Origin of the sequence: Litoreibacter janthinus (assembly GCF_900111945.1) — a bacterium.
GTDB classification, from domain to species: domain Bacteria; phylum Pseudomonadota; class Alphaproteobacteria; order Rhodobacterales; family Rhodobacteraceae; genus Litoreibacter; species Litoreibacter janthinus.
On the sequence record NZ_FOYO01000001.1, the window covers coordinates 715,686 to 742,514 of the forward strand.

A 26,829-nucleotide genomic window follows, 5' to 3' on the forward strand; every position below is an offset into this window, starting at 1 on the left:
GAGGAAAAGTGGTGAGCCCTGCAGGATTCGAACCTGCGACCCACTGATTAAAAGTCAGTTGCTCTACCAACTGAGCTAAGGGCCCACTGAGGGGTCTACTTAGAAAGGTCGCCCTATAGGGTCAACCCCCAAAACTATGTGAATCTTCACTGCGTCTTCCATTGTGTCAAAGCCGAGGGTATATCGCGGCTTATGCAACACGCAGATGCCCCTCTTGGCCTGCCCTTCATGAAAATGCACGGGCTGGGCAATGACTTCGTGGTTATTGACCAACGAGGCAACGATATCACTGTATCTGCCACGCTTGCCCGTGCCCTTGGCGACCGCCATCGCGGTGTTGGCTTTGACCAACTGGCAGTTCTTGATGATGTTGTGGGCGCTGATATCGGGCTGACGTTTTTTAACTCCGACGGCTCCACAGCAGGGGCATGTGGCAACGCGACCCGCTGTGTCGCCCGATTCGAGATGTCACGGCGGGGAATCAGTGCATTGGTGCTGAAGACCGAACGCGGGTTGTTGAGGGCCGAAGATGCTGGCGATGGTCTCACGCGCGTTAATATGGGCGCGCCATTGCTGGAATGGCGTGACGTGCCGCTCGCCCGCGAAATGGACACGCTTGAGCTGCCGATTGAGGGCGGGCCAACTGCCACTGGTATGGGCAATCCGCATTGCACCTTTTTCGTGGAGGATGCGGACTCTATCGACCTTGCATCATTCGGCCCCGCGCACGAGCATCACCCGCTATTTCCGGAGCGGACAAACGTTCAGGTCGCTCAGCTAGTTGGTGATAACCACCTGCGTATGCGCGTCTGGGAACGTGGCGTGGGCGTCACGCTGGCCTCTGGGTCGTCCTCGTGTGCGACTGCGGTCGCTGCTGCGCGTCGCGGACTAACAGGTCGCCAGGTTCGCATTGATCTGGATGGTGGTCGCATCGACATCGACTGGCGTGACGATGGCGTCTGGATGACCGGCCCGACTGCACATGTTTTCTCTGGTCATTTGACGCCCGAGTTTTTGGCATCGCTATGAAGCCGCCGATTTTTTCCACCCACGGGTGCCGCCTGAACGCCTATGAGACCGAGGCCATGCGCGACTTGACACAAGGCCAAGAAAACTTGGTCGTGGTGAACACCTGCGCGGTGACTGCCGAGGCCGTGCGCAAAGCGCGCCAAGACATCCGGAAGCTGCGCCGAGAAAACCCCGATGCACGACTTGTGGTCACCGGCTGCGCCGCGCAAACCGAGCCAGAAACGTTCTCTAACATGGCCGAAGTCGACAATGTCATCGGCAACACCGAGAAGATGAATCGCGCCACATGGGGCTTCCTGCCCGACACCGAGAAAGTGCAGGTCGACGACATCATGAGCGTCGAGGAAACCGCAGGTCACCTGATCGACGGTTTCGGCACCCGTGCCCGGGCTTACGTGCAAGTCCAGAACGGCTGCGACCACCGCTGCACCTTCTGCATCATCCCCTACGGTCGCGGCAATTCGCGTTCCGTTCCGGCAGGCGTGGTTGTCGACCAAATCAAACGCTTGGTCGACAAGGGCTACAACGAAGTCGTGTTGACCGGTGTCGATCTCACTTCTTGGGGCGCCGATCTTCCTGCCGCGCCTCAGTTGGGTGATTTGGTTCTGCGCATCCTCAAACTGGTTCCAGACTTGCCGCGATTGCGCATCTCCTCCATCGACAGCATCGAGGTTGACGAGGCGCTAATGCTGGCCATCGCGACCGAGCCACGTTTGATGCCTCACCTGCATCTCAGCTTGCAGGCCGGCGACAACATGATCCTGAAACGAATGAAGCGCCGCCACCTGCGTGACGATGCGATCAAGTTTTGCGAGGACGCGCGCAAGCTGCGCCCAGATATGACCTATGGCGCCGACATCATCGCGGGTTTCCCGACCGAGACTGACGCCATGTTCGAAAATTCGCTGAAGCTGGTTAAGGATTGTGACCTCACTTGGCTGCACATTTTCCCTTATTCCGCCCGCGAGGGCACGCCTGCTGCGAAGATGCCGGCGGTGAACGGGAAAGTCATCAAAGCCCGTGCCGCGCTTTTGCGGGCCGCCGGTGAGGCGCAGGTTCAAAAGCACCTCGCTTCGCGCGTGGGCCACAGCCACCACGTGCTGATGGAAAACCCGCGCATGGGTCGGACGGAACAGTTCACCGAAACGCTGTTTGAAACTGACCAACCAGTCGGTCAAATCATCCCCGCCCGAATTATCGGGACTGAGGGCAACCAGCTGCGCGCATGAGCGCGGTTCTCTATAGTTTCCGGCGATGCCCCTATGCGATGAGGGCACGGCTGGCGATTTTTACTGCTGGTTTACAAATCGAGCACCGCGAAATCCTGCTTCGCGATAAGGCACCTGAATTTCTGCAAGCTTCACCCAAAGGCACCGTACCTGTGGTTGTCTATGACGGCACTGTCATTGAAGAGAGCCTGGATGTGATGCTTTGGGCGTTGCAGCAAAACGACCCTGAAAACTGGCTTTGCGGCTCGGATGCAAGCCTTGACTTGATCGCGCAGAATGACGGTCCATTCAAACAGGCACTGGACCGATACAAGTATGCCAGCCGTCACGACGGTAATCCTGAAAAATGGCGCGTGATCGGGGCGGAGACGCTTGTTGAATACGATACTGCTCTTGGACAATCACCCTATCTTTTAGGCAGCAAGCCTAGGCTAGCCGACATGGCAATTTTCCCGTTTGTCCGCCAGTTTGCGAACACTGACCGAACATGGTTCGACACGCAAAGCTGGCCGCATCTGCATCGCTGGTTGAACGAACACCTCGCCTCAGATCGATTCGCTTCGATCATGAAGAAATACCCCAAATGGCAGGCAGGTGACCCGCCAACGCTTGCGCGAACGGCACAACCTCGCCAAGGATAGCGCCATGCATCCGAACCCTGCTTTCCGCCAAATTCCCGATAGCCAGAACATTGGCTTTGCCCGCGAGCGCGGGTTCGGAACACTCGCCATCAACGGGGAGGACGGTCCGCTTACTGCCCATATCCCTTTCCTGCTGTCGAAGAGCGGCAAGCAGGCGGAGTTGCACCTTGTGCGTTCCAATCCGATTGCGCGCGCGTGCTCGTCGAAACAACGGGCCGTCATCACGATTGTCGGGCCAGACAGCTATATTTCTCCAGATTGGTACGGTGTCGAGGATCAGGTGCCGACTTGGAACTATGTAGCCGTCCGGATAAGCGGCATTCTTAGTCCACTGCCTCAGGATAACTTGCACCCCCTGCTTGACCGTCTTTCCGCGCATTTCGAAGCGCAATTGTTGCCTAAGCCCCCTTGGACATCGGCCAAGATGTCCGAAGGTGTGATGGAGCGGATGATGCGTCAAATTCGGCCGTTCCACTTTGATGTGGCGCGGATCGACGGGACGTGGAAACTTGGTCAGAACAAGCCCGACAATGCTAGGACAAGTGCAGCTGATTACGTTGCGGGGTATGGCATAGGGCAAGATACGAAAATGCTGTCCGCGCTTATGCGCGGGGCCAAACCGGAGACTTCCAAATGAAATTCTTTACCAGCCCCACATCCCCTTATGTGCGCAAAGTGCTTGTAATATTGCGCGAGACTGACCAGCTCAAAGATGTCGAAATGGTCGCTGCCGGTGGCACCCCGATTGATCCAGGCACCATTCCGCGCGAGTTGAATCCGCTTGGTAAAATTCCTGCACTTGCGCTCGATAATGGGCAGCCGCTGTACGACAGCCGTGTAATCTGCCGCTTTTTCGATGACCGCGCGAAGTCAGGGCTCTACGGCAAGGGTAATGAGACTTGGCAGCTACAAACGCTGGAAGCGACAGGTGATGGTATCCTCGATGCAGCGATCCTAATGGTTTACGAGGCGCGCGTCCGCCCTGAGGACAAGCAATATGCCGAATGGACTGAAGCGCAGTGGCGGAAGATCGACACCGCACTCGACGCGTTGGAAAACCACTGGATCGACATTCTGTCTTGGGATCTTCTCAACATTGGTCAAATCGCCATCGGTTGTGCTTTGGGATATCTCGATTTGCGCCATGCAGACCGTAGCTGGCGCGAGAGTCGTACTAAACTTGCGGAGTGGGAAGCTGGTTTCGCTAAACGCGACAGCATGGTCGCAACTGTGCCGCCCGCCGCCTGAAACATGGCCACGATCGCGCGCACGCGAGATATCGCCACTTGTCTAAAGATCAGGCGGGTGGTGTTTATCGACGGGCAGAACGTGCCTGAGGACGAAGAGGTCGACGGCGAGGATCCGACCTGTCGCCACTATCTGGCGCATGTGGATGGCGTGCCTGCGGCGACTGCCCGAGTGAAGTCTCTGGGCGACCGCGCCAAAATTCAGCGTGTTGCCGTGCTAGACGAATATCGAGGCACAGGTCTCGGGGCAGAACTCATGCGCTTTGTTTTGGACGATCTTCGGGAGGAGTTCGAAGCCGCGATACTTGGATCGCAAAGTCACGCCATCGGCTTTTATGAGAAACTCGGGTTTGCAGCGTTTGGCACGGAATATGACGATGCGGGAATTCCGCATCGTGACATGACGTGCAACTTGGTGGGCTAGTTGGTGTGATGGCGACCCATCATCGATTCGTGCACTGATTGCATGCCGCGAGCTGCCAGATCGCTGACTTCTGCCGCGTGGGTCTGCAAGGCTTCTACCATTTTCGGGTCATCCGAAGTTTGCGTTACGATCAACCCAAAATCTGTGGGCTCGATCTCGGTGGAAATTCGGTCAGGATGCGCAAACAGGTAATCTAGCGTCGGGCTTTGGATCGGAACCTGCGGGTCTCGCTGACTATCGACGCGGTCAATCATCCCTACAGCATGGTTAAACAGAGCTTCGAGCAGGGCAGGGTCTTTGGTCTCGGTGAGTGTTCTGATGCCGTTCGGCAGGTTTGTTACGCTACGGGTGAGCGCGCGGTGCTCGGTGAACAGCGCGCGCAGATCTTCGACCTCCTCGGGCGTGGTGTCCCTGCCATTCAGCATGGGCATGCGCACTTCGTCGTGCGTCTGAGCGTTGCCGCCGTGGTGGCCCGACATCATTCCGTGCTGGGCAATAGCCCCGCCCCAATTCCAAGCAGCAGCAGCTATAACACCGAGGCTGATAATCACGATCACCACGCGTTTCATTAATTGGTGCTCCCAAATCCCGTCTCGACACGGAGCAACTATAAGATGCGACGAAGCCGATAGCCACAGCGTCTTAGGTTGCGCAAACGGTAACCCTATCGCAAACGCAACTGCCGATGAGCTTCAGCAAGAGCGATTCCGGCCGAGATGGCGACGTTCAAGCTACGACCACCTCCTGGCATCGCGATCTTTACCCGTGCCCCTGCGGCCTCATGAACATGGTCGGGGACTCCAGCACTCTCGCGCCCGACCAGCAGGCAGTCACCCGGCTGAAACGAAAAATCCCACAGATCTGTAGCGCCTTTGGTCGTAAGCAAGACCAAACGACCGGGTTTGGTGTCTTCGAAGGCCTGCCAACTGTCATGGTGACGAACATCTGCTTTTTCAGCGTAATCCAACGCGCGAGTTTTCAGTAATTTCAAAGAAAACGGGAACCCGCAGGGTTCGATCACGTGGACGGGTGCGTCAAAACACACCCCCAACCGAACCAGCGAGCCTAAATTAGGCGCTAAATCCGGTTCAAACGCAGCAATTTGGACATAGTGCGACAAATGGCTTCCCTTACAGTGCTTTCATGGGTGGACGTGGAGGGCGCTTAGAATATATCTAGCCCCGATATCCTGCGCCCTCGGTGCGGATTCTTCAATTTTACCGGCCGCACAAGCGGTCCGACAAGGGAGAAGTTCTCGTGTCCCACGCAGACGACCACAGCGGCGCCACCCGTCGCGACTTCCTGTACTACGCCACAGCTGGCGCTGGTGCAGTAACGACAGGGGCCGCCGTTTGGCCTCTGGTCAACCAGATGAACCCTTCCGCTGACGTGCAGGCCCTCGCCTCCATCGACGTTGACGTTTCCGGCGTAGAGCCTGGCACCCAGTTGACAGTCAAGTGGCTGGGTAAGCCGGTTTTTATCCGCCGCCGTACTGCGGACGAGATCGAAGCCGCCCGCGCTGTCGCGTTGTCGGATTTGCCTGACACCGGCGCAGAGAATAACAACCTTGGCCCGGAGGCAGACGCCGAAGACCAAAACCGGACGCTGGACGAAGACGGCGAATGGCTGGTCATGATCGGCGTTTGTACACACCTTGGCTGTGTGCCGCTGGGTGATGCAGGCGAATTCGGCGGCTGGTTCTGCCCATGCCACGGATCGCACTACGACACCGCTGGGCGTATCCGCAAAGGTCCCGCACCGCGCAACCTGCTGGTGCCTGTCGCTCAATTCACGTCGCCTGACGTGCTGAAACTCGGTTAAGGGAGAAAACACTCATGGCTGGTATCCCACACGACCATTATGAGCCCAAGTCTGGCGGCGAGAAGTGGCTTCACTCCCGCTTGCCGATTGTTGGTCTGCTCTATGACACTCTGATGATCCCCACTCCGAAAAACCTGAACTGGATGTGGATCTGGGGCATCGTTTTGACGTTCTGTCTGGTGCTGCAAATCGTGACGGGCATCGTGCTGGCGATGCACTACACCCCTCATGTCGACAAGGCATTCGCCTCGGTCGAGCACATCATGCGGGACGTGAATGGCGGTTACATGCTCCGTTATCTGCACGCCAACGGCGCGTCGCTGTTCTTTGTGGCCGTTTACGCTCACATTTTCCGCGGCTTGTACTACGGCTCTTACAAGGCACCACGCGAGATCACGTGGATCATCGGCATGATCATCTATCTTGCAATGATGGGCACCGCCTTTATGGGCTACGTGCTGCCTTGGGGTCAGATGTCCTTCTGGGGCGCGACCGTGATCACCGGCCTGTTTGGCGCCATCCCCGGTATCGGTGAGATGATCCAAACCTGGCTGCTTGGCGGGCCCGCAGTGGACAACGCGACGTTGAACCGCTTCTTCTCGCTGCACTACTTGCTGCCTTTCGTGATTGCCGGCCTCGTTGCAGTGCACATCTGGGCGTTCCACACCACGGGCAACAACAACCCAACCGGTGTAGAGGTGCGTCGCACTTCCAAAGAAGATGCCGCGAAAGACACCGTTCCGTTCTGGCCTTACTTCGTCATGAAGGACCTGTTCGCGCTGGGCGTCATCATGATCGTCTTCTGGGCCATCGTGGGCTTCATGCCGAACTATTTGGGACACCCCGATAACTACATCGAGGCGAACCCGCTGGCGACACCTGCGCACATTGTGCCTGAATGGTACTTCCTACCATTTTACGCGATCCTTCGGGCCTTCACTGCTGACGTTTGGGTCGTGCAACTTGTGTCCTTCGTGACCGGCGGCATCGTCGACGCCAAGTTCTTTGGTGTGGCTGCCATGTTCGGCGCCATCGCGGTTATGGCCTTGGCACCATGGCTGGACACGTCGTCCGTTCGTTCGGGTCGGTACCGCCCGATGTTCAAATGGTGGTTCGCGCTGCTGGTTGTCGACTTCTTCGTTCTGATGTGGGTCGGTGCACGGGATACAAACTTCCCGCATGACTGGATCTCATTGATCGCGTCGGCTTACTGGTTCGGCTACTTCCTCGTTATTCTGCCGCTGCTTGGCGTAATCGAGAAACCGCTGGCCCGTCCTGCGACGATCGAGGAAGATTTCGACGCGCATTACCCTGCAAAAGATGGCTCCGACTCTGTCGCGACGCCTGCTGAGTAAGAGGAAACTACCAATGCTCAAGAAACTCTCACTCGCAGCCGTCTCGGCCATCGCAGTTGCATCCGGCGCATTTGCCGCGGGCGATGCTGGTCACACCCATGACGTGCAATTCTCGTACGAGGGGCCGTTCGGCACCTTTGATCAGAACCAGCTTCAGCGCGGGTTGCAGATCTACACAGAGGTTTGTTCCTCGTGTCACGGTCTGAAATTCGTGCCCATGCGCACTCTGGCCGACGAGGGTGGCCCTGCGCTGCCAGAAGAACAGATGAAAGCCTATGCTGCGAAGTTCCCGATCAACGACGAGTTGTCCAACCCGCAGCTGTTCGACAAGGAAACCGAGGAGTACCGCACTCTGAAGCCGACGGATAACTTCCCGGCGCTTTATTCTGCCAACGCACCTGACTTGTCCTTGATGGCCAAGGCGCGCGCTGGTTTCCACGGCCCTGTCGGCACTGGCCTGAGCCAACTTGTGAACGGCATTGGTGGCGCGGAATACATCGCTTCCCTTCTCACCGGTTACACCGGCGAGGAAAAGGAAGAAGCTGGCACTACGTTCTACGAGAATACCGCCTTCCCAGGTGGCTGGATCGCTATGGCGCCACCGCTTTACGGCGAGGATGTCGAGTTTGCCGACGGTCACTCCAACGAGTTGCACCACGAAGCAGAAGACGTTGCAGCCTTCCTGCGCTGGACAGCAGAGCCGCATCAGGACGCACGCAAGCGCACAGGCTTCGTTGCCGTGTTCTTCTTGGTAATCCTGACCGCGCTGCTCTACCTGACCAACAAGCGTATTTGGGCGCCAATCAAGCGCAAAGGCTGAGCCCTTTCGAAAGAGTATCAAAAAGGCGCGCCCTCTCCGGCGCGCCTTTTCGTTTGTGCGTCTCAGGGGAGACCAACGCCACGCGTGCGTCCACGAGATGTGCAGTTCTGAGACTCGTCCCGTGCGTTCAACGAGCGAGCGTCTGGCTATCGCTCTCAGGCGGTGCTCTGCATCTCTCTGATTTTACGCGTTAACTTTGGATTAGTTGCTGGGGTCCATATCTAGTATTTGGAAAGCTGAACCGAACTACGGTGGAGCAATATTGCAGCAAAAACCCGCCGTTTCCCCGCAGTATGACGCGCGCGTCGGTTGCGTTGAACCATAATTTGGGGCTAAGCGTAACGAGCTTTGCAGAGTCGTATTTCTAGTCCTCGTTTTGGGGCGTAGCGAAGCGGGGGACTATTTTTATGCTTGATTACCTCGTTACGCTGCCGCGTCCTGTTAAACGCCATATCCTGCTTTTCATTGATATTCTCCTCGTACCGCTCAGCCTCTTTATCTCACTTGTTCTACTTTTCGATACGTTGTCGCCGGTCAAACTGCTCTGGGAAGCTTGGCCGCTCTTCGTTATGACGCCGATCGTAGCGACCCCGATTTTTTTGCGCATTGGACTCAATCGGATCAAGCTGATGGCCTTTGAAGCGCATGACATGCGCCGCGGTGCGTTCGCAGCGCTATCGGTCGCTGCGATTACAGCCGCGGAAACCTATGCCTTCAATCTGGACCTGCCGCGCGCGGTTGCAGTGCTGACCGGACCCGCATTTCTGTTGTTGCATTTGGGTTTGCGCACGCTCGGGAGAAACCTTTTGGTGCGACGGATCAACGTCGGAAACGGCCGGATGCCAGTCGCGATCTATGGCGCAGGCTCGGCCGGTGTGCAGCTGCTTGCCGCACTGCGTCAAGATTTCCAAATGCGCCCAGTGACCTTTGTCGATGACAACGTCACGCTACAGACCATGACCGTTTCTGGTATGGAGGTATGCTCTCGTGCTCAGCTAGAGGCAAAAGTGCGCCGGGGTGAAATCCAGCGCGTCTTGTTGGCGATGCCGTCGGTGAGTGAGCCGCGTATGCGCCGTCTAACCCAAGAGCTTTCGGAATTCGGGTGCGAAGTTCATGCGTTGCCTACATACAGCGAACTGGTGGAAGGCACTGGGCTGGCTTCGAACCTGCGTCCTGTCACGCCGGACAGGCTTCTTGGGCGCGACAAGGTCGATCTTGAAACCCCCGAAGTTGCCCGCGCCTATGCAGGTCGCCGCGTGCTGATAACAGGCGCAGGCGGGTCCATCGGGTCCGAGCTTTGTCGTCAAATCATCTTGTGCGGCCCACAGCGCCTCACACTTCTTGATCACTCCGAATTTGCGCTCTACGAAATTTCGCGTGAGTTGGTCCCCCTTGCAGAAATGCATGGTGTCGAACTGGTCACGCGTCTCGGCTCTGTTTGTGATCCCGATCGCATGGCACATATTATGGCCGAATCTGAAATCGACATCGTTCTGTTCGCAGCTGCCTATAAGCATGTGCCGCTAGTCGAAGAGAATGAGATCGAAGGCCTTCGCAACAATCTGTTTGGCACGCTAACAACCGCTGAAGCAGCGCAGAAGGCGGGCGTCGAGCGTTTCATTCTTGTGTCAACCGACAAAGCAGTCCGGCCTACCAACATCATGGGCGCAAGCAAACGATTGGCTGAGCTTTCAATCCAAGACCTACAGACCCGATCTGAAGTGACCAAGTTTGCGATGGTGCGCTTTGGTAATGTTCTGGGCTCGTCAGGATCAGTGATCCCGCTGTTCCAAAGCCAGATCGCGGCGGGTGGCCCAATTACGCTGACCCACGAGAAGATCACGCGCTATTTCATGACCATTTCCGAAGCTGCGCGACTGGTTCTTCTGGCAGGTGCCTATGCGACTGGTGGTGACGTGTTCGTGCTGGACATGGGCGCTCCAGTTAACATCCGCGACCTCGCTCGACGAATGGTTGAGCTGACGGGCCTTACAGTGCGCGATGAAAAGAACCCGCATGGTGACATTGATATCGAAACGGTTGGATTGCGCCCGGGTGAGAAGCTTTATGAAGAACTGCTGATTGGGAACAACATCCTGCCAACACCTCATGAGAAGATCATGCGTGCGGAAGAACGGCGCCTATCACAAATCGAAATGGCGCGTATCCTGAAGCAGATCCGGGCCGCGATTGCGGCGAATGATCCGGCGGCAGTCCGATCGATCATCGAGGCAAATGTAGACGGGTTCCACGTTGCTGAGACCGGATTGGATGACGTTGTCTGACGACCGAACACCTGCGCTGGCGACGACCTCACAGAACCCAAAATGTCTCCTAATGGGCGCGACTGGCCGCGTGAGCCAGTTGCTGTTGGCGCATTGGCGCATCGAAAAGCCTGCAATGACACTTAGGACGCAATCACGGACAAACGGATATCATCTGACTTGGTCTCCTCTCGATGATGGTTCCGAACCATTATGTCAGTTTGTAGACCGTGAGAGTGGCATTGACACTGTCATCGCATTGATTGGCGCGACCCCTTCTACCTGTGGTGATGTAAGAGACGCCGCAGCGCTATCCGGGGCCGTCTTGGAGGCTGCCGCCAAGGCCGGTGTGAGGCGGGTTCTGTTTGCCTCTTCATCAGCGGTTTATTCGTTGGGGGAAGGCCTTGCTGAGACCGATCCAACAGACCCTGTAAATCCCTACGGGCACGGCAAGTTAGATATGGAAGCTGTGATTGCTGCGTCGGACGCACATGTGGACACCTGCTGTCTGCGGATCGGCAATGTCGCTGGCGCAGATGCGTTGCTGGGACGTGCGCACACGGTTTCACCTGACAAGCCGCTCCAGATCGACCGGTTTCCGGATGGGAAGGGACCACGACGTTCTTACATAGGGCCAGCGTCCTTGGCGCGTTGCCTAGAGCGTCTGGTGATGTTCGAGAACGCGTTGCCCGACATTCTAAACTTGGCTGCGACCTCACCCATTGAAATGGCAGATCTGGCGCAAGCGGCGGGGTTGCCGTGGCACTGGGTTCCTGCGCCCACGGAGCGGTTTGGCACGCAGCGGATTACGTTGAACTGCTCCGCTTTGGCTGGGATCATGGGCGCCGATAGCCTTGCCGCGACAGCAGACACTATGGTAGCGGAATTGCGCAACTTGGGGGCGCTCGCTTGACCATTACAAAACGACTGTTCGATCTGGCAGCGGTGCTTGTTTTGGGCGCGCTCTTGCTGCCCGTAATTGCGCTGACAACGGTTGTGATTGCGATGCTCGATGGCCGTCCTGTGTTCTACATGTCTGAACGGATGAAGACGCCGACGCAGAGCTTCCGGCTCATCAAGTTTCGAACGATGACTGTGGCTCTCGTCGATCAGGGAGTGTCAGGCGGCAACAAATCGAACCGTATTACACGCACAGGGGCGGCGCTTCGCAGAATGCGTCTGGATGAATTACCGCAGCTTTGGAATGTGTTGGTGGGCGACATTAGCTTCGTCGGACCGCGCCCACCCTTGCGTGAGTATGTTGATCGCTTTCCCGGAATCTATGGTGAAGTTCTAAAGAGCCGCCCCGGTATAACTGGGCTGGCGTCGATCATCTATCATCGCCACGAAGAGCTGTTGTTGATGCCCTGCGCGACGCCAGAACAGACCGATGCTGTGTATGCCCGACGCTGCGTTCCCAGAAAGGCGCACCTTGATCTTCTGTATCAGCGTCGCAGAACTTTGTGCATGGACGCGTGGATCATGATAAAGACTGTTTTCTGATCATTCGCGGCTTGTGACACGCAAAGGACGCGATTGTGAGCAGTTCTGGTTGCTAAAAAGGGCTATTCGTTGACAGATAGCTAGGTAACCCGCATTTCGCAGTTAATTGGTTCAAGAGGTTAAGTATGAAAATCACGATGATCGGCACAGGGTATGTCGGATTGGTCTCCGGTGTGTGTTTCTCGGATTTTGGGCATGATGTCGTCTGCGTTGATCGCGATCCGGCAAAAATCGAAATGCTCAACAACGGCAAGGTGCCGATCTACGAACCCGGGCTTGATGATCTGATGGCAAAGAACGTTGATGCGGGACGGCTATCTTTCACCACGGATCTGGCAGCAGGAATAAGCGGCGCTGATGCTGTTTTTATTGCAGTGGGGACGCCGACTAGACGCGGTGATGGCCATGCGGACCTTTCCTTCGTGTATGCCGCCGCTGAAGACATTGCCAAGGCCTGCGCGGCGGCTGGTAATCCTTATACAGTGATCGTCACCAAATCGACTGTTCCGCTGGGCACTAACCGTCAAGTGAAGCAGGTGATCCGCAAAGCGGCTCCTGACTTGGAATTTGATGTCGCATCCAATCCCGAATTCCTGCGCGAAGGGGCGGCAATTGACGATTTTATGAAACCTGACCGCGTCGTTGTTGGTGTACAAAGCGACCGCGCGGCAGAAGTTATGCAAGATATCTACCGCCCGCTCTATCTCCGAGACTTCCCAGTAATCACGACGGATCTGGAAAGCGCGGAGATGATCAAATACGCGGCCAACGCGTTTCTGGCGACCAAGATCACTTTCATCAACGAGATCGCAGCGCTGTGCGAAAAGACCGGTGCAGACGTCAAGCAAGTGTCGCGCGGCATGGGCATGGATGGCCGGATCGGGAACAAGTTTCTCCATGCAGGCCCGGGCTATGGCGGGTCATGCTTCCCCAAAGATACTTCTGCGCTGGCCCGAATTGGGCAGGAACACGCTGTGCCGATGCAGATCACTGAAACAGTGATGCGGGTAAACGATGGCGTGAAGCTGCGAATGATAGAAAAGCTGCGTGATCTTTGCGAAGGGTCGTTCAACGGCAAGACAGTCGCGGTGCTTGGCGTGACATTCAAACCCAACACCGATGATATGCGCGACGCGCCATCCCTGACCATCGTGCCGGCGCTGGTAGGCGGGGGCGCTAGGGTGCGCGTCGTCGATCCACAAGGTGCCCGCGAGGGCGTGGCATTGCTGCCCGGGGTGCAATGGGTAGATGACCCGTACAAGGCGGTGCAAAACGCCGATGCAGTCGTCATATTGACGGAGTGGAACGAATTCCGCGCGTTGGACCTCAAGAAGATGGCCAAAAAAATGGCGTCTCCACGGATGGCCGACTTGCGCAATATCTATTCGGCCAAAGACGCCAAGCGCGCTGGTTTTGAGGCTTATGCTTCCATTGGGCGGCAGGGCTTCGCGGCGGAAACTTAAAACGACACTTGGTAAACGACGCTTGGGCGCTTACGTTTGTAAGTAATCGGCTAACGCAAAGGAGCTTCCTATGGGCCTGAATCCGCTAATCGGCCTCGTCGTTTTTGCCCTGGATGTTTGGGCCATTGCGTCGATTTTCAACGCCAAGGTTGAGACTGCGCAAAAAGTGTTGTGGATCGTTCTGGTTCTGGCCCTGCCGGTGATCGGTTTTATCATCTGGTATTTTGCTGGCCCAAAACCGACCCGCTAATGCTGCACAATGCTCTGTCCGTCTATCGGTTCATAAGCGACCTTCTGAATGCTATGGACGCGCGCAACCTAAGCCTGATCTCGGCGGGCGTGGCCTTTTACGCCATGCTTGCGATTTTTCCGGCCCTCGCGGCGCTGATAGCGCTGTGGGGCGTCTTTTCCGACCCGGCCCTTATCGACGATCAGGTCACTTTATTACGCCGCTTCATCCCGGCAGATGCCTTTAGTCTGTTCGAGACGCAGGTGCATTCCCTGATCAACGCCAATAACTCGACGCTGGGATACACGACCTTGATCTCCTTAGGGGCGGCGCTGTGGTCGACACGCGCAGGTGTCTCCGCCTTGATCCGCGGGTTGAACGCGGTATATTCCGCGCCGCATCGCACGGGGGTAAGGCGCGCATTTGCAGCGTTGCTTCTGACTCTCTGCCTCATTGCGATGTCACTTGTCGCTTTGGCGGGGATAGTGGTCTTTCCGTTGGCGCTCGCGTTGTTGCCGTTGGGGGATGCCACCGAAAACACGTTTGAGGCGCTACGTTGGGTTCTCGTGATCACAGCGGTAATCTTGGGACTGGGTCTGATATACCGTTTCGGTCCGAACCACAAAACAGCGCATCTTAAAACTAACTGGATTTCACCTGGAGCATTGGTGGCCTTGGTCATTTGGGGTGGGGCGTCTTGGGCGTTCTCTCTCTATCTGACCAATTTCGGCAAATATAACGAAGTCTACGGCTCCATTGGTGCGGTCGTGGCGCTGCTGATGTGGTTCTACATCAGCGCGTGGGTCGTACTTCTGGGGGCGACATTGAACTGTGAGCTGGCGAGGCGGCATCACATTAAGGGTCTACAGTCAGCGCAAGCCGATTAGCGCGGCGCGCGCAGCGTATCACCAGGCGCAAACACCGGAGAAATTTCCACCCGCTTTTGCGTCGGGGCCTCGCCGGTCCCATCTGCATCATGTGCAATGATCTGCGCTGCTGCACGACCAATCTCCACGCGGCAGCTATCCATCGTTGCCAGTTTGCGAGGCAACCCGTCGATCAGGTCAACACCGTTGAACCCCGCGAGCCCTAATTTGCCCGGAACGTCAATTCCGGCCTCAAGGCAATATAACAGTCCGCCGGCGCCTATCATGTCATTGGAGTAATAGAGGAAATCGAGATCCTTGTTCTTCTCCAGAATGCTCGCCGTCATCTCGCGACCCTTACCCAAAGCCGAGCCACCGGAGTAGTATTCTTCAGCTTCTAGGCTCAACCCATTCTCGCGCAGAACCGCCTCGAACCCTTCAAAGCGCTTGCGGGCGCGGTGGTCCAGCGGCATTTTGGTGCCGAGAAACCCAATCTTGCGATAGCCACGCTTAAGGATCTCTTTCGCGGTTTCGCGGCCCGCACGCGTGTGCGAAATCCCAACGGCTGCGTCCACTGCGGGACCATCGACATCCATGATCTCGACGATTGGAATGCCTGCGTTCTCCATCATGCGTCGCGCTGCGTCTGTATGTTCCAACCCGGCGACAATGAGACCGGACGGACGCCACGACAGCATCTCGAATATGACTTTTTCTTCTTTCTCGGGGCGGTAGTCGGTTACGCCAACCACGGGTTGCAGCGGGGTGTCGTCCAACACTTTTGATATCCCCATCATCACTTCCGGAAACACCATGTTTGAAAGGGATGGGATAATAACTCCAACCAGATTCACCCGGTTTGATGCCAAAGCCCCGGCAATTTTGTTTGGCACATACCCGAGTTGGCGCGCAGCCAGTAAAACTTTCTCGCGTGTCTTGTCCGACACTTCCCCACGGTTCCTCAACACGCGGCTTACAGTCATTTCACTGACGCCAGAGGCTTCCGACACGTCTCTGAGGGTGAGTTGATGGCGATATTCGGGGCTGGAGCGTTCGGCCAAGGTATGTCTCATAAACTTATGAATGTGAGGCATGATAGCGCTATAGTCGCTGCTCTCCAAGGCGCAACTGTTTAGGTATTTGGGGTTGCCTGACAGCGTCTAAAAACGCCATATACAGTCCGCGTGGTCCCGTGGCTCAACTGGATAGAGCAGCCCCCTCCTAAGGGGCAGGTTGCAGGTTCGAATCCTGCCGGGGTCACCAGTGACCGTTGTGCGAGAATTGAGCGCCTTTTGCTAGGTTTTTGGCTCAGATCATTTTGATTGCACCGGGTTCAACTGCCAACACATATCCCTTGCGAGCGATGTTTTTGATCAAGAGTTCGCTCATCATCTGGTTGCCCAGGTGATCGCGAAGTCGCTTGATGCGGGTCGCGCCGGAGGCCTCGTCGCAGTCAATCTCGGGCTTGCCTGAGATCATGGACTCAATTTCCAACCCAGTGAGGATGTCATCATCCAACCGCGCCTCAGCCAGTACCGAAAGTGTTTCCAGCGCGGCTTCCGTTAGCTTGAACACCATATCGTTGATCTGGACGATCCGTTCGCCGCGGCTGACGACGAGCGAATTTACTTGAATGCCGCTCTTCTCGATTTCAGCCATGCGGCGGGCCAGAGCCACCAAGAACACAATCGACACCAATGCGGCGATCAGCAGGGCTGTCGCGAATATCAAGAGAACGAAAATGATGAAGCGATAAGACGCCAGCGTGTCAGAAAACGCGGTGCCGGATTGGGCCAGGATTTCGAGCAAACGGATCTCTCCGCCCTGCTTAAGCGCATCGTTCTCGATGAAAATCCGCTCGACGCGCATGTTAAATGCATTGGCATCGGGCAAATTCAGGAACAACACCAAAGCCGCGATGACCAGAATGCTGACAATCACCGCCATACCGATGACGATGACTTGCAAGGGTGAGGGCGCTTTAGAAGCGGAGGAAGTAGGGTCCGGCATTTGCCTTTCTCCCGTCTAGGCCGCCATCATTGAACAGTGACACAATGTTGAGCAGCGTCCAACCTGCGGCGGCAAGCCGTGGCGCGATCGCACTTGCGGCAGCGCTTGGGGAAGAGCAGGCCGCGTTTGACACTTTGATCACGCCATAATGCAGCTTCAGCGGATTGTCTTTCTTCGCCTTATAGTCGGCGTAACATGCCGCTTGCGCGGGCAATGCCAATGCGGACAGGCTCAATGAGAAAGCAGTTATGTAGATGATGTGTTTCATGAGGCGACCATGATCCGCACGGGCGCGTTATTCAATATCAACCTGCATTCTGGGGGTGTTATCCAATAACGAAGGGCTGTCATTGAGCGACATGTCGATGCGAGTCCAAAGTCAATCCATCACCAGACGCCCACTTACAGGGCTTCAATGAAAAGGAAAGACCATGACCCGCAAATTTATCGCAGCCCTGCTAAGCCTCTCATTGGCAATGACCGCAATGACCACCGCGCCGGCGCGCGCAGACGAAGATGTTGGGAAGATCATTGCTGGCCTCGCCGTTCTTGGGATCCTGTCTCAGGTGCTCAAAAACAAGAACAATGATGAGGTCGTTACGCAGCGCGACACCCGTCGCTATGATGCGTATCCAAGCCGCCGCAACCCGAACCGAGAAATGCGCCCGCGTCGTCAGGCAGCCAAAATCGCGCCTGAGAAGTGCCTGGTGAACCAGTGGACCCATCGCGGCAACATCCGCGTCTACGGTGCGAAATGTATGGAACGCAGCACGCGCGCCCAACTGCCGCGCTCATGCGAACGCCGTGTAGAGTCGCGTCAAGGTGCGCGCCGGTTCTATTCCCCGCAATGCCTTCGCCAGAAAGGCTGGCAAGCTTAGGTCTCTAGGATAATCGAGCAGGAGGGGCGGGCCGCGTGGCTCGCCCCTTTTTCCGTTCGCCGCCCTTTGGTTGCACTTCTTCACGAATCCGGTTTTGGATGCGCCATGACGGGACCAGATTTCAGTTACGAGCAGGCGCTTATCGCGCAAGGGGTTACGGGTATTGCCGGAACCGACGAAGTTGGACGTGGCCCCTTGGCCGGGCCGGTCGTTGCAGCGGCCGTCATTTTAGATCCGAGCAACATTCCCATGGGGTTGAATGACTCCAAAAAACTGAGCGCAAAGAAACGGGACGTCCTGTTCGACCAAATCATGTCCAGCGCGCGCTTTTGTATTGCCGAGGCCAGTGTGGAAGAAGTCGACGCCCTGAATATATACCACGCTTCGCATCTGGCGATGTGCCGCGCTGTAGAAGGGTTGGGAACGGTGGGCCATGTATTGGTCGATGGAAACAAGATTCCACGCGATATGCAGCTGCCCGCGACCGCGATCGTGAAAGGCGACGGCAAGTCACAGTCAATTGCTGCCGCGTCGATACTGGCAAAAGTGACGCGCGACAGACACATGGATGCACTTGCGCAACAATACCCCGGCTACGGATGGGACAAAAATGCCGGATACCCGACCAAGGGCCACATTTCTGCCCTAATTGAACTTGGTGTCACCCCACATCATAGACGTAGCTTCAAACCGGTACACAATATCTTGTGTCATCTATAATTTTCAACTCATTGAAATATAAAGATTTTGACAGCGAATCAGCTTTGACTCATCCTTAGCGCAACACAGCGAACAAGCACGACAACGTGCACCAGCTTGGGGCAGACGATGGGAAAAATGACTAAGGTGATGCATGAAGCATTACCGCTGAACACGATTTTAGACGGCGATTGCATCGAGGCGATGAACAGTCTTCCAGAGGCTTCCATCGACCTGATCTTTGCAGACCCGCCTTATAACCTGCAATTGCGCGGCGACTTGCATCGGCCCGACAACTCCAAAGTTGACGCGGTAGACGACGCTTGGGACCAGTTTGCATCTTTCCGCAAATACGACGAATTCACCCAAGCCTGGCTCAAAGCGGCAAAGCGTTTGCTGAAGCCCAATGGTGCGATCTGGGTGATCGGCTCCTATCACAACATCTTCCGTGTCGGCACCGAATTGCAGAACCAAGGGTTCTGGATGCTCAACGACGTCGTATGGCGCAAATCAAACCCGATGCCCAATTTTCGCGGCAAGCGTTTGACCAACGCACACGAGACCCTGATCTGGGCGTCGAAGACGGAAAGCTCCAAATACACCTTCAACTACGAGGCGCTGAAAGCACTGAACGAAGGGACGCAAATGCGATCCGACTGGGTGCTGCCCATCTGTACCGGACATGAGCGTCTGAAAAATGATGCGGGCGATAAAGCTCACCCAACGCAAAAGCCCGAAAGCTTGCTGCACAGGGTGCTGGTTGCGACGACAAATCCCGGAGACGTTGTGCTGGATCCGTTTTTCGGCACAGGTACGACAGGTGCGGTCGCCAAGAAACTAGGTCGTGACTTCATCGGAATCGAACGCGAAGCTGCGTATCGCGAAGTCGCCGAAAAGCGTCTGAAGAATGTGCGCAAGTTTGATCGCACGTCCTTGGAGGTTACCCAATCCAAACGCGCTGAGCCTCGTGTACCCTTTGGCCAATTGGTCGAACGCGGAATGCTCACGCCCGGCGAGGAGCTCTGGAGCCTCAACGGTCGCCACAAAGCCAAAGTCCGCGCAGACGGCACGCTGATTGGCGATGATGTCAAAGGCTCTATCCACCAAGTGGGTGCCGCGTTGGAAGGCGCGCCAAGCTGCAACGGTTGGACATATTGGACATTCAAGCGCGATGGCAAGAAGGTCCCTATTGACCTTTTGCGCCAGCAAATCCGCGCAGAGATGAACTGAGCCCTAAGAAATTCAAAGTTACCGCCTGTGCCTGCGGCAATCCGCGGCACATAACTGCCCCGCCCTGACCCAAGGTGCGGGGCATTTTTTTCACGCTTTTTCACGGTTTGAGAGGCTGGCCACATGGATCAGTAATAGCTAACCTGCCGATTAATTGTTTCTTAGTTAATTAGTCAGAACGGCCCGCGCATGTCCGATCTAGAGAAAATGGAAACGGAACTGGGCCAGCTGACACAGCAGCTGGCGAGTTTCTTGTCACTGCCTCCAACCGAACGCAGCACACCCGGATTCGCCAAAATATGGCGCCCGATCTCGCGGTATAGGGTGCAGCTACGATCTGCTTTGCAAAATAGTGGCTCCGTTCTGTCTGACCCGCGGCATCGCGATAGCAAACGCTCCGAGATCGAGCAGCGCATAAGCTACAACGCGGCACATATGCGATTGCGCCTGTGGCCACGGATCGAAGATCTCGTCAACAAACAGGTCACGCCTGTTCGCCAAGAGCTGATGCCGCAACCATCAGATTATATGGAGGGCGCGCATAACCGTTACGTCAACCATCTGTATTCCGCGCTGCACACTCTGGCCTTGCCATCGGCAGAGGCGATGATGAACCTGCTGTCTGACGCGCATCCCGATATCGCACTGCCCGCCACCCATTTCGAAGCGTTGATGCACGCGGCTTATCGGATTTGTCTCGCGCAGGGGCGGGATCGCCCGCCCCGTTTCCTTGACGTTGGCTGTGGTGGTGGAACCAAGATTTGGGCCGCGCTGCCATTCTTTCCTGAGTCCCATGGCATCGAGAACAACCCTACGCAGGTGCGTGTTGGCGCGGCAGCGATGGCTCGGTTGAACGTGCCAGAGAACTGCATCATGGAAGCCGACGCGCGTCGCTTTGATGACTACGCAAACTACGATGTGATCTATTTCTACCGCCCGCTTAAGGACCCTGATGGGTTGAAAGAAATGGAAGATCAGATCATGGCGCAGGCCCGCCCTGGGACGATCCTTATTGCACCTTATCTTGGCTTCTCAGCCGAGCAGAACGACATGCGATGCTCCAAAATCGCGCCGTCCGTTTATATTGCGGGGGTCGCACCTTATCAGGTCGAAGCCCTTCGCGCGCGAGCTGAAATGATCGGGACAGAGGCTCCCGGACATGACAGCGCTTCGGACGCGGCATTGGGATACTGGCGGTCGATCGTCGAAGCCTCCCGCCGCAATGGTTATGCGCTGTAGGCCAACACCGTCTTTTATCTTGGCATCGGGTTGGTTGCTGCCTTGTAGGGCCCCCAGTCCGTGATTTCAGGGTAATACATCGCCCGCCACTTGCGTACTCTTGGGTTCATGATGCGGCGGTACACCGGTGGCACCATCGCTGCTATCGTCATCACCGAATAGCCATATGGCAGCTGGGGGGCGTCTTCTTCTGTGTAATTCTGCAAAAGCGGGAAGCGGCGGTCAGGCTTATAATGATGGTCCGAATGGCGCTGTAAATTGATCAGAAGCCAGTTGGATGCCTTATGCGCCGCGTTCCACGAATGGCGGGGTTGGACATGCTCGTACTTACCATCGCCCAAATGTTTCCGCGTCAGGCCATAATGCTCAATGTAGTTCACGAGTTCCAGCTGCCAGATTGCGACATAGGCTTGGAAGATGAACAGGCCAAGCCCGGCCCAACCGCCAATTAAATATGCCAGTAGCAACATGCCCGCCTGCAACGCGGCGTATCGGTAGAACGGGTTTGAAAGATCGGAGGCAGGCAAATTTTTGCGGGCCAGCATCGCCTTTTCTGCGCCGAAAGCCGAGATGAAGCACGCGCGAAGGACGCGGGGGAAGAACCGGTGGAAACCTTCATTATATCGCGCAGTCACGGGGTCTTTTGGGGTCGCCACATACCGGTGATGAACAAGCAGGTGTTCGGATCTGAAGTGGGAATAAAGAACTGACGCCAGCAGCAGATCGCCAAACCAGCGCTCCAGCTTGTTCCTCTGGTGCATCAGCTCATGGCTGTAGTTGATCCCTATAGTGCCGGAAATCACGCCAACGCCGAAAAACAGGGCGATTTGCTCCCCGCCTGACAGATGGCTTGCGCGGGTGGCATAGGCAATCAGCCCGAAGATCAAGACAAACTGGAGAGGAAACCAGATCAGTGTGATGACGCGATACCAAAACAGGTCATCGTCCGTGGTTTCCAGGTCAGCATTGTCGAGGTTCAGGCCTATGATCGCATCCAGAACGGAAAACATCCCCCAGCCGTAAAGCGGAAGCAGCGCCAGCCACCATCCACCTTGCGAGGCACCAATTAATGCCAAAGGGATCATAAGCAGCGATAGCCAGAATGGCACAGCAGCACTGAATTTCGAGACTTCGCTACTCGTAAGAGTCGTCATGATGCACCTTTTCCAGCTTTGGCTTTTTTCAAGCAGAGCTTACCGCGTAGAGATGCAGCACTCAATTCTACTCAAAGCGGTGTTTCGCCGCGTCAAAGACCTTCCGCATGACCGTCGGAAGGTCTGAAGGTCTGAAGCTTTGATGGGGGATAAACTCGCCTAATTCAGGCTCTAAATCTGCCTCGGCGACCATAACGTTCAGGACCAGGTGGAAATGGGTGAAGGTGTGGCGCACCTCCATGCCTGCAGGTTGCCAGTCCGCAGAAACAGGCGGGGCTGGGATCGGATCTTCTGCCCAGTCGGACCCGGGCCAGCCTAGCATGCCGCCCAATAGGCCTTTGTCGGGACGTGTTTCCAAAAGCCACGCCCCGTCAGAGTTGCGTAAAACGTAGGCAATGCCACGTCGCGTAGGTTTCGCTTTCTTTGGCAACTTGCGTGGTAACTCCGACGCAATGCCTTTCTCGCGACCTTCGCACGCATCCAGCCAAGGGCATATTCCGCAAGCAGGACTCTTGGGTGTGCAAATGGTTGCGCCAAGGTCCATCACGGCTTGCGCATAATCTCCAGCCCGTTTCTGCGGTGTTAGAGCCTGCGCCAATGTCATCAATTCAGGCTTGGACGTGGGAAGGGGCGCTTCAACGGCGTGGATGCGCGACATCACACGTTCCACATTTCCGTCCAGGACGGTTTCAGGCAGATCGAATGCAATCGCTGAGATCGCCGCCGAGGTATAAGGCCCGATACCTGGCAACGCCTGCAGGCTGTCGCGATCATTTGGAAACACTCCACCATGCTCATCCGTGACCACTCGGGCGCATTTCAACAAATTGCGCGCGCGGGCGTAATATCCAAGTCCAGCCCATGCGGCCATCACCTCGGCGTCGTCCGCCTCTGCAAGATCCCGAACGGTTGGCCACAATGCGGTAAACTTCAGGAAGTAGTCTTTGACCGCAGCAACAGTGGTTTGCTGAAGCATCACTTCGCTGAGCCAGATGCGATAGGGGTCAGGCTTGATGCCCGATGCGCGGTCTTGTGGCGAAACGCGCCACGGCAATTGTCGCGCATGCCGGTCATACCAGCTTAGCAGCGCGTCGGAAGAGGCAGTCTCACGCAAAGTTTATACCCAGTTCATGTCGCTTTTGTCTGACACCGGCAGGGCGAGACGTTAGATTACCTGCGCAACCTAAGGCAAAAATTGTGACTCGCAAGCAGACCCCGTATTTCGCAACCAATGCGACCGGCTCCACTAAGGCCAACCGCCCGACCTACCGTCGGCGCGGGTCGAAGGGTTTCGCGGCGATGTCAGGGTTCGTGGACGGGCAAATTCGAAAAGCTGGTGAAAAGCGCGGCTTTGCTGTCATGCGCCTTCTGACCCACTGGAATGAAATCGTGGGCGAGGATACCGCCCGCATGGCGCATCCCGTTGATGTTGGTTACGGGCGGGAAGGATTTGGCGCGACTTTGACGGTTCTTTGCAACGGCTCAAATGCGCCGCTTGTACAGCAGATGCTGCCTCAGATCCGCGAAAAGGTGAATGCATGTTACGGGTATTCCGCCATAAGCCGTGTACGCGTGACGCAGACCGCACCGGTTGGCTTTAGCGAAGGTCAAATGGCGTTTCAGTCAGCCCCTTCTACCAAGCCCGCGCCGCCACCCCACGTGATATCCGCCAGCAAAGAGCTAGCTAGCAATGTAGAAAGCGATGGCTTGCGCCACGCCTTGGAACGACTGGGTCAAAATGTTATGGCCCGTAAAAAAAACACCTGAGAAGGAATTCAAGCAGATGAACCGCAACATTCTGATCGCCATAGTCGGCGTCCTAGCTATTGGGCTTGGCGCCTTCGTGCTGACCGGCAATTCGCCAGAGCCTGTGACACCATTAAATGCACAAACTGCCGAGATGAGCGAAGTCGACACCTCCGGCGTTATTGACATGTCGATGGGTTCAGATGATGCGCCAGTTACCTTGATCGAGTACGCTTCTTTCACCTGCCCGCACTGCGCAACATTTCATACGAATGTCTTTAAGCAGCTGAAGAAAGATTACATTGATACCGGCAAGGTAAAATTCGTGTTCCGCGAGGTCTATTTCGACCGGTACGGCCTTTGGGCTGGTATGGTCGCACGCTGTGGTGGCGGTATGCGGTATTTTGGGATTACGGACCTGATCTTCGAGAACCAGCGCGAATGGGCGCAGGGCGAACCGGCACAAATCGCGGGCAACCTTCGCAAGTTCGGCAAGCAAGCGGGCCTAGACGACGCGACGCTTGATGCCTGCATGACGGATGGTGACAAAGCCGCTGCAATGACAGCGTTTTACCAGAAAAACGCAGAAGCGGATGGCATACGTTCCACGCCATCGTTGGTGATCAATGGCACGACTCATTCGAACATGAGCTACGACGATTTGAAGAAGCTGCTCGACGCAGAACTCTAAACCTCAGAACAGATTGGTCAGCGCCACATCAAGCGCTGACCAATCGTTGATTTCCAACCGCACCGGTACCGACAAAACCTTGGCCCTGAATTCATCAGGGAGGCGAGTGGCGTCTTTCTCTGTCGTGACCAGTTGCGCCCCCAAAAGCATCGCCTCGTTTTCAAGCCGCAACATCAACGATTGTGACAGCGGCTGGTGATCCTCCAGCGCCTCGGATTTGACGATCTCGGCACCTAGATCCTTCACAGTTGCGAAGAACTTTTGCGGGTGGCCGATCCCAGCAAATGCCAAGACACGGCTTCCCTGCCAGTCCATGCCTGTTTGAAGCGGCACCAAGCGTCCAGTCAGATGCGGGCAGGGGGGCTGGCTCCATGTTGCCAAAAAATGGCTTTGGGCCTTCTCAGGCCCGATCGAGAGCAACAGGTCAGCACGGGAAAGTCCTGTCACCACAGGCTCGCGCAGCGGTCCTGCTGGTAGCACTTTTCCGTTCCCGAACCCTCGCGCGGCGTCGACGACAACCAGAGACAGGTCTTTGTGCAGGCTCGGGTTCTGAAACCCGTCATCAAGGATGATCACATCGGCACCGCTTTGCAGTGCAAGTTGCGCGCCTTCCGCACGGTCGTGCGAGACCCATGTAGGGGCGAAGGCAGCCAGCAGCAAAGGCTCGTCCCCGACCATGGCTGCATCATGAGTGCGTTCGTCGACCTGCACGACATGACCAATGGTGCCGCCATATCCACGCGACACGATGTGCGGGTTATGGCCCATGCCCTGAAGCCGTTGGACAAGTGCGATGACCGTAGGGGTTTTCCCAGTCCCGCCTGCATTTATATTGCCTACGCAGATCACTGGAACACCCAGTTTCACGGGTGAACCCTTGGCCAGCCGCCGTGCAGTTCCGGCTGCATAGATTGCGCCTAAGGGTGTCAAAAGCGTCGATAGCAACCCGGGCGGACGATGCCAGAAGCGGGGCGGCTGCATCAGCCTTGCTCCAAGGCGCGATCAAGAGCAGCGTTGATCTCGACAAAGGCGGCCTCTGCGGCTTGGGCGCCTTGGCTACTAATCTCCCAAGCAGCATGTGCCATTTCGGCCGAGCGGTGCGGCTCCAGCAACTCGATTACGGCGGCACCAAGGCTTCGGGCTTCGGTAACTTGCCGCGCACCCCCTGCCTCATCTAGGCGGTCATAAACTTCTTTTGCGTTCGCTACATGGGGTCCGTGCAGAATTGCGGATCCAAGCGCGGCAGGCTCATACGGGTTGTGGCCCCCAATTTCGACCAGTGACCCACCAAGGAAGGTAAGTGGCGCGATGCGATACCAGAGCCCCATCTCTCCCAAGGTGTCAGCGATGTAGATGTCGACGACGGCGTCAGGTTGCGCCCCCTCGGACCGTAGCGCCACGCGCCATCCTGCTTTACGCAGGTTTTCGGCAATGTCCGACCCCCGTTCGGGGTGTCGGGGCGCGATAATCAAAAGCAGGCGTGGCGCGGCGCGACGCGCAATTCGTTGCGCCTCTGCGGCGATCTGGTCCTCACCCGGATGGGTGGAGGCGGCAAGCCAGACGGGGCGCGTTTCCAATGCCGTTGAAATCGCGGCCCGTTCCGGCTCATCATGGGGCAGCGCGCCGCTGCTCTCTTTGAGGGAGCCATTGATGCGAACGCGTTTGCTTGGCGCGCCAAGGCGAAGCAGATGCTTGGCTGAAACCCGGTCCTGCGCGAGAAAGAGGTCGAACTTACCAAGCAGCACACTGGCTGCCCCGCGCACCCACAGCCACTTTTTGTAAGAGTCGTGCGATATGCGGGTGTTCAACGAGATCATTTCGATCCCACGTTCGTGCGTCTCATGGATCAAAGCGGGCCATAGCTCGCTCTCGGTCCAGATGGCCACGTCTGGCTTCCAATGATCTAAAAACGCCTGAACGAAGGGGCGCGTATCCAACGGTACAAACTGGTGAATGGTTTGATCGGGGAGACGCGCTTCCAGAAGATCCGCAGAGCTGCGCGTGCCGGTTGTGATCAGCACATTAAGGTCAGGGCGTTCATCAATCAGCGACTCGATCAGATCCAGTAGCGAAAGCGACTCTCCCACGGAAGCCGCGTGGAACCAGACCAACTCCCCGCGCGGGCGCGGCTGGGAGGCAATACCGCGCCGCTCGTCAATGCGGTCTGGGTCTTCTTTCCCGTCGGCCAAACGGGAGGCCAACTTGCGATTTGCGAGCGGGACCATCCAGCGAGAGGCCGTCAGGTAAAGAGCCAAAATGGGGGAAAACGCCATAATAGGACGCGGATGTCG

30 protein-coding genes and 2 tRNA genes are annotated in these 26,829 nt (G+C 56.5%); 22 read left to right on the forward strand and 10 right to left on the reverse strand.

Translation table 11 applies throughout. From position 1 onward, the window contains the following. Positions 1-9: 9 nt before the first annotated feature. A tRNA-Lys gene (locus BM352_RS03590) sits at positions 10-85 on the reverse strand. Between the two features lie 107 nt (positions 86-192). Here BM352_RS03590 and dapF point away from each other — a divergent pair. The 6 genes from dapF to BM352_RS03620 are packed head-to-tail and all read left to right on the forward strand — an operon-like array spanning position 193 to position 4,570. Further along, on the forward strand, positions 193-1,029 hold the full coding sequence (dapF, locus tag BM352_RS03595; protein WP_090212627.1) for a diaminopimelate epimerase: 837 nt from the start codon (positions 193-195) through the stop codon (positions 1,027-1,029). Then, entirely contained in the window at positions 1,026-2,258 is a 1,233-nt protein-coding gene (gene mtaB, locus BM352_RS03600) for a tRNA (N(6)-L-threonylcarbamoyladenosine(37)-C(2))-methylthiotransferase MtaB (protein ID WP_090212630.1), read from the forward strand. Before dapF ends, mtaB begins: the two co-directional genes overlap by 4 nt. Beyond that, positions 2,255-2,899, forward strand: a complete 645-nt coding sequence (locus tag BM352_RS03605) for a glutathione S-transferase (protein ID WP_090212632.1) — start codon at positions 2,255-2,257, stop codon at positions 2,897-2,899. The genes mtaB and BM352_RS03605 overlap by 4 nt, the downstream gene beginning before the upstream one ends. Positions 2,900-2,903: 4 nt before the next feature. Further along, entirely contained in the window at positions 2,904-3,536 is a 633-nt protein-coding gene (locus tag BM352_RS03610; RefSeq protein WP_090212635.1) for an FMN-binding negative transcriptional regulator, read from the forward strand. Further along, entirely contained in the window at positions 3,533-4,147 is a 615-nt protein-coding gene (locus BM352_RS03615; RefSeq protein WP_090212637.1) for a glutathione S-transferase, read from the forward strand. Before BM352_RS03610 ends, BM352_RS03615 begins: the two co-directional genes overlap by 4 nt. A 3-nt stretch (positions 4,148-4,150) precedes the next feature. Further along, positions 4,151-4,570, forward strand: a complete 420-nt coding sequence (locus BM352_RS03620; protein ID WP_090212639.1) for a GNAT family N-acetyltransferase — start codon at positions 4,151-4,153, stop codon at positions 4,568-4,570. On the opposite strand, the gene BM352_RS03625 is transcribed toward BM352_RS03620, so the two are convergent. Both BM352_RS03625 and BM352_RS03630 read right to left on the reverse strand, forming a co-directional pair. Beyond that, entirely contained in the window at positions 4,567-5,139 is a 573-nt protein-coding gene (locus tag BM352_RS03625) for a hypothetical protein (RefSeq protein ID WP_245780903.1), read from the reverse strand. The two genes, BM352_RS03620 and BM352_RS03625, sit on opposite strands and share 4 nt — an antisense overlap. Before the next feature lie 95 nt (positions 5,140-5,234). Further along, positions 5,235-5,690: a tRNA (cytidine(34)-2'-O)-methyltransferase gene (locus BM352_RS03630; protein ID WP_090212642.1), complete on the reverse strand. Its 456-nt coding sequence runs from the start codon at positions 5,688-5,690 to the stop codon at positions 5,235-5,237. 137 nt (positions 5,691-5,827) lie between these two features. On the opposite strand from BM352_RS03630, the gene petA reads away from it, so the two are divergent. The 9 genes from petA to BM352_RS03675 all read left to right on the forward strand — a co-directional run bounded on the left by petA (position 5,828) and on the right by BM352_RS03675 (position 14,912). Beyond that, entirely contained in the window at positions 5,828-6,391 is a 564-nt protein-coding gene (gene petA / locus BM352_RS03635; RefSeq protein WP_090212644.1) for a ubiquinol-cytochrome c reductase iron-sulfur subunit, read from the forward strand. 14 nt (positions 6,392-6,405) lie between these two features. Continuing rightward, positions 6,406-7,746 (forward strand): cytochrome b, encoded by a 1,341-nt coding sequence (petB, locus tag BM352_RS03640; RefSeq protein WP_090212647.1) that lies wholly within the window; start codon positions 6,406-6,408, stop codon positions 7,744-7,746. A gap of 13 nt (positions 7,747-7,759) precedes the next feature. Next, positions 7,760-8,566 (forward strand): cytochrome c1, encoded by an 807-nt coding sequence (locus BM352_RS03645; RefSeq protein WP_090212651.1) that lies wholly within the window; start codon positions 7,760-7,762, stop codon positions 8,564-8,566. Positions 8,567-8,973: 407 nt separating this feature from the next. Further along, a complete protein-coding gene (locus BM352_RS03650; RefSeq protein ID WP_090212654.1) occupies positions 8,974-10,851 on the forward strand; it encodes a polysaccharide biosynthesis protein in 1,878 nt (625 codons plus the stop codon). A 52-nt stretch (positions 10,852-10,903) separates the two neighbouring features. Next, entirely contained in the window at positions 10,904-11,743 is an 840-nt protein-coding gene (locus tag BM352_RS03655; protein WP_175500612.1) for an NAD-dependent epimerase/dehydratase family protein, read from the forward strand. Then, positions 11,740-12,333 carry a sugar transferase gene (locus BM352_RS03660; protein WP_090212660.1) on the forward strand — a complete coding sequence of 198 codons (594 nt, stop codon included), beginning with the start codon at positions 11,740-11,742 and terminating at the stop codon, positions 12,331-12,333. Before BM352_RS03655 ends, BM352_RS03660 begins: the two co-directional genes overlap by 4 nt. Before the next feature lie 125 nt (positions 12,334-12,458). Further along, positions 12,459-13,796: a UDP-glucose dehydrogenase family protein gene (locus tag BM352_RS03665; RefSeq protein WP_090212662.1), complete on the forward strand. Its 1,338-nt coding sequence runs from the start codon at positions 12,459-12,461 to the stop codon at positions 13,794-13,796. 70 nt (positions 13,797-13,866) lie between these two features. Beyond that, positions 13,867-14,046 carry a PLD nuclease N-terminal domain-containing protein gene (locus BM352_RS03670; protein WP_090212665.1) on the forward strand — a complete coding sequence of 60 codons (180 nt, stop codon included), beginning with the start codon at positions 13,867-13,869 and terminating at the stop codon, positions 14,044-14,046. Next, complete coding sequence (locus BM352_RS03675) at positions 14,046-14,912, forward strand: YihY/virulence factor BrkB family protein (protein WP_090212668.1); 867 nt, start codon at positions 14,046-14,048, stop codon at positions 14,910-14,912. Before BM352_RS03670 ends, BM352_RS03675 begins: the two co-directional genes overlap by 1 nt. On the opposite strand, the gene BM352_RS03680 is transcribed toward BM352_RS03675, so the two are convergent. Next, a complete protein-coding gene (locus BM352_RS03680) occupies positions 14,909-15,964 on the reverse strand; it encodes a LacI family DNA-binding transcriptional regulator (RefSeq protein ID WP_090212671.1) in 1,056 nt (351 codons plus the stop codon). The two genes, BM352_RS03675 and BM352_RS03680, sit on opposite strands and share 4 nt — an antisense overlap. Before the next feature lie 113 nt (positions 15,965-16,077). Between BM352_RS03680 and BM352_RS03685 the strand changes: the two genes are divergently transcribed. Then, positions 16,078-16,154 (forward strand) — tRNA-Arg (locus BM352_RS03685). A gap of 45 nt (positions 16,155-16,199) precedes the next feature. On the opposite strand, the gene BM352_RS03690 is transcribed toward BM352_RS03685, so the two are convergent. After that, positions 16,200-16,901, reverse strand: a complete 702-nt coding sequence (locus BM352_RS03690) for a winged helix-turn-helix domain-containing protein (protein ID WP_175500613.1) — start codon at positions 16,899-16,901, stop codon at positions 16,200-16,202. Next, positions 16,873-17,169 (reverse strand): hypothetical protein, encoded by a 297-nt coding sequence (locus BM352_RS03695; RefSeq protein WP_090212674.1) that lies wholly within the window; start codon positions 17,167-17,169, stop codon positions 16,873-16,875. Before BM352_RS03695 ends, BM352_RS03690 begins: the two co-directional genes overlap by 29 nt. Positions 17,170-17,332: 163 nt before the next feature. Between BM352_RS03695 and BM352_RS03700 the strand changes: the two genes are divergently transcribed. The 4 genes from BM352_RS03700 to BM352_RS03715 all read left to right on the forward strand — a co-directional run bounded on the left by BM352_RS03700 (position 17,333) and on the right by BM352_RS03715 (position 20,947). After that, entirely contained in the window at positions 17,333-17,779 is a 447-nt protein-coding gene (locus BM352_RS03700; protein WP_090212677.1) for a hypothetical protein, read from the forward strand. 105 nt (positions 17,780-17,884) lie between these two features. Further along, positions 17,885-18,499: a ribonuclease HII gene (locus BM352_RS03705; protein ID WP_090212680.1), complete on the forward strand. Its 615-nt coding sequence runs from the start codon at positions 17,885-17,887 to the stop codon at positions 18,497-18,499. Positions 18,500-18,607: 108 nt separating this feature from the next. Then, positions 18,608-19,708 (forward strand): site-specific DNA-methyltransferase, encoded by a 1,101-nt coding sequence (locus BM352_RS03710; RefSeq protein ID WP_281245101.1) that lies wholly within the window; start codon positions 18,608-18,610, stop codon positions 19,706-19,708. 189 nt (positions 19,709-19,897) lie between these two features. Next, positions 19,898-20,947, forward strand: a complete 1,050-nt coding sequence (locus BM352_RS03715; RefSeq protein WP_090212684.1) for a class I SAM-dependent methyltransferase — start codon at positions 19,898-19,900, stop codon at positions 20,945-20,947. A gap of 14 nt (positions 20,948-20,961) precedes the next feature. On the opposite strand, the gene BM352_RS03720 is transcribed toward BM352_RS03715, so the two are convergent. After that, positions 20,962-22,101, reverse strand: a complete 1,140-nt coding sequence (locus BM352_RS03720) for an alkane 1-monooxygenase (protein WP_090212687.1) — start codon at positions 22,099-22,101, stop codon at positions 20,962-20,964. 67 nt (positions 22,102-22,168) lie between these two features. Next, a complete protein-coding gene (mutY, locus tag BM352_RS03725; RefSeq protein ID WP_090212690.1) occupies positions 22,169-23,215 on the reverse strand; it encodes an A/G-specific adenine glycosylase in 1,047 nt (348 codons plus the stop codon). A gap of 83 nt (positions 23,216-23,298) precedes the next feature. Here mutY and BM352_RS03730 point away from each other — a divergent pair, with 83 nt between their 5' ends. Together BM352_RS03730 and BM352_RS03735 are read left to right on the forward strand one after the other, a co-directional pair. Then, positions 23,299-23,868, forward strand: a complete 570-nt coding sequence (locus BM352_RS03730; RefSeq protein WP_425434508.1) for a DUF721 domain-containing protein — start codon at positions 23,299-23,301, stop codon at positions 23,866-23,868. A 16-nt stretch (positions 23,869-23,884) separates the two neighbouring features. Next, the gene (locus BM352_RS03735) at positions 23,885-24,538 is read left to right on the forward strand and encodes a DsbA family protein (protein ID WP_090212692.1); all 654 of its coding nucleotides are present in this window, start codon (positions 23,885-23,887) and stop codon (positions 24,536-24,538) included. 3 nt (positions 24,539-24,541) lie between these two features. Here BM352_RS03735 and lpxK read toward each other — a convergent pair whose 3' ends face one another. Both lpxK and BM352_RS03745 read right to left on the reverse strand, forming a co-directional pair. Further along, on the reverse strand, positions 24,542-25,519 hold the full coding sequence (gene lpxK / locus BM352_RS03740; RefSeq protein WP_090212695.1) for a tetraacyldisaccharide 4'-kinase: 978 nt from the start codon (positions 25,517-25,519) through the stop codon (positions 24,542-24,544). Next, entirely contained in the window at positions 25,519-26,811 is a 1,293-nt protein-coding gene (locus BM352_RS03745) for a 3-deoxy-D-manno-octulosonic acid transferase (protein WP_090212697.1), read from the reverse strand. Before BM352_RS03745 ends, lpxK begins: the two co-directional genes overlap by 1 nt. Positions 26,812-26,829 lie beyond the last annotated feature (18 nt).

Bases quoted from the DNA above. Each gene is read 5' to 3' on its own strand.
- dapF (WP_090212627.1), top strand. From the start codon at position 193: ATGCAACACGCAGATGCCCCTCTTGGCCTGCCCTTCATGAAAATGCAC.
- mtaB (WP_090212630.1), top strand. From the start codon at position 1,026: ATGAAGCCGCCGATTTTTTCCACCCACGGGTGCCGCCTGAACGCCTAT.
- BM352_RS03605 (WP_090212632.1), top strand. From the start codon at position 2,255: ATGAGCGCGGTTCTCTATAGTTTCCGGCGATGCCCCTATGCGATGAGG.
- BM352_RS03610 (WP_090212635.1), top strand. From the start codon at position 2,904: ATGCATCCGAACCCTGCTTTCCGCCAAATTCCCGATAGCCAGAACATT.
- BM352_RS03615 (WP_090212637.1), top strand. From the start codon at position 3,533: ATGAAATTCTTTACCAGCCCCACATCCCCTTATGTGCGCAAAGTGCTT.
- BM352_RS03620 (WP_090212639.1), top strand. From the start codon at position 4,151: ATGGCCACGATCGCGCGCACGCGAGATATCGCCACTTGTCTAAAGATC.
- BM352_RS03625 (WP_245780903.1), bottom strand. From the start codon at position 5,139: ATGAAACGCGTGGTGATCGTGATTATCAGCCTCGGTGTTATAGCTGCT.
- petB (WP_090212647.1), top strand. From the start codon at position 6,406: ATGGCTGGTATCCCACACGACCATTATGAGCCCAAGTCTGGCGGCGAG.
- BM352_RS03645 (WP_090212651.1), top strand. From the start codon at position 7,760: ATGCTCAAGAAACTCTCACTCGCAGCCGTCTCGGCCATCGCAGTTGCA.
- BM352_RS03650 (WP_090212654.1), top strand. From the start codon at position 8,974: ATGCTTGATTACCTCGTTACGCTGCCGCGTCCTGTTAAACGCCATATC.
- BM352_RS03655 (WP_175500612.1), top strand. From the start codon at position 10,904: ATGGGCGCGACTGGCCGCGTGAGCCAGTTGCTGTTGGCGCATTGGCGC.
- BM352_RS03665 (WP_090212662.1), top strand. From the start codon at position 12,459: ATGAAAATCACGATGATCGGCACAGGGTATGTCGGATTGGTCTCCGGT.
- BM352_RS03670 (WP_090212665.1), top strand. From the start codon at position 13,867: ATGGGCCTGAATCCGCTAATCGGCCTCGTCGTTTTTGCCCTGGATGTT.
- BM352_RS03675 (WP_090212668.1), top strand. From the start codon at position 14,046: ATGCTGCACAATGCTCTGTCCGTCTATCGGTTCATAAGCGACCTTCTG.
- BM352_RS03680 (WP_090212671.1), bottom strand. From the start codon at position 15,964: ATGAGACATACCTTGGCCGAACGCTCCAGCCCCGAATATCGCCATCAA.
- BM352_RS03690 (WP_175500613.1), bottom strand. From the start codon at position 16,901: ATGCCGGACCCTACTTCCTCCGCTTCTAAAGCGCCCTCACCCTTGCAA.
- BM352_RS03695 (WP_090212674.1), bottom strand. From the start codon at position 17,169: ATGAAACACATCATCTACATAACTGCTTTCTCATTGAGCCTGTCCGCA.
- BM352_RS03700 (WP_090212677.1), top strand. From the start codon at position 17,333: ATGACCCGCAAATTTATCGCAGCCCTGCTAAGCCTCTCATTGGCAATG.
- BM352_RS03705 (WP_090212680.1), top strand. From the start codon at position 17,885: ATGACGGGACCAGATTTCAGTTACGAGCAGGCGCTTATCGCGCAAGGG.
- BM352_RS03710 (WP_281245101.1), top strand. From the start codon at position 18,608: ATGGGAAAAATGACTAAGGTGATGCATGAAGCATTACCGCTGAACACG.
- BM352_RS03715 (WP_090212684.1), top strand. From the start codon at position 19,898: ATGTCCGATCTAGAGAAAATGGAAACGGAACTGGGCCAGCTGACACAG.
- BM352_RS03720 (WP_090212687.1), bottom strand. From the start codon at position 22,101: ATGACGACTCTTACGAGTAGCGAAGTCTCGAAATTCAGTGCTGCTGTG.
- BM352_RS03735 (WP_090212692.1), top strand. From the start codon at position 23,885: ATGAACCGCAACATTCTGATCGCCATAGTCGGCGTCCTAGCTATTGGG.
- lpxK (WP_090212695.1), bottom strand. From the start codon at position 25,519: ATGCAGCCGCCCCGCTTCTGGCATCGTCCGCCCGGGTTGCTATCGACG.
- BM352_RS03745 (WP_090212697.1), bottom strand. From the start codon at position 26,811: ATGGCGTTTTCCCCCATTTTGGCTCTTTACCTGACGGCCTCTCGCTGG.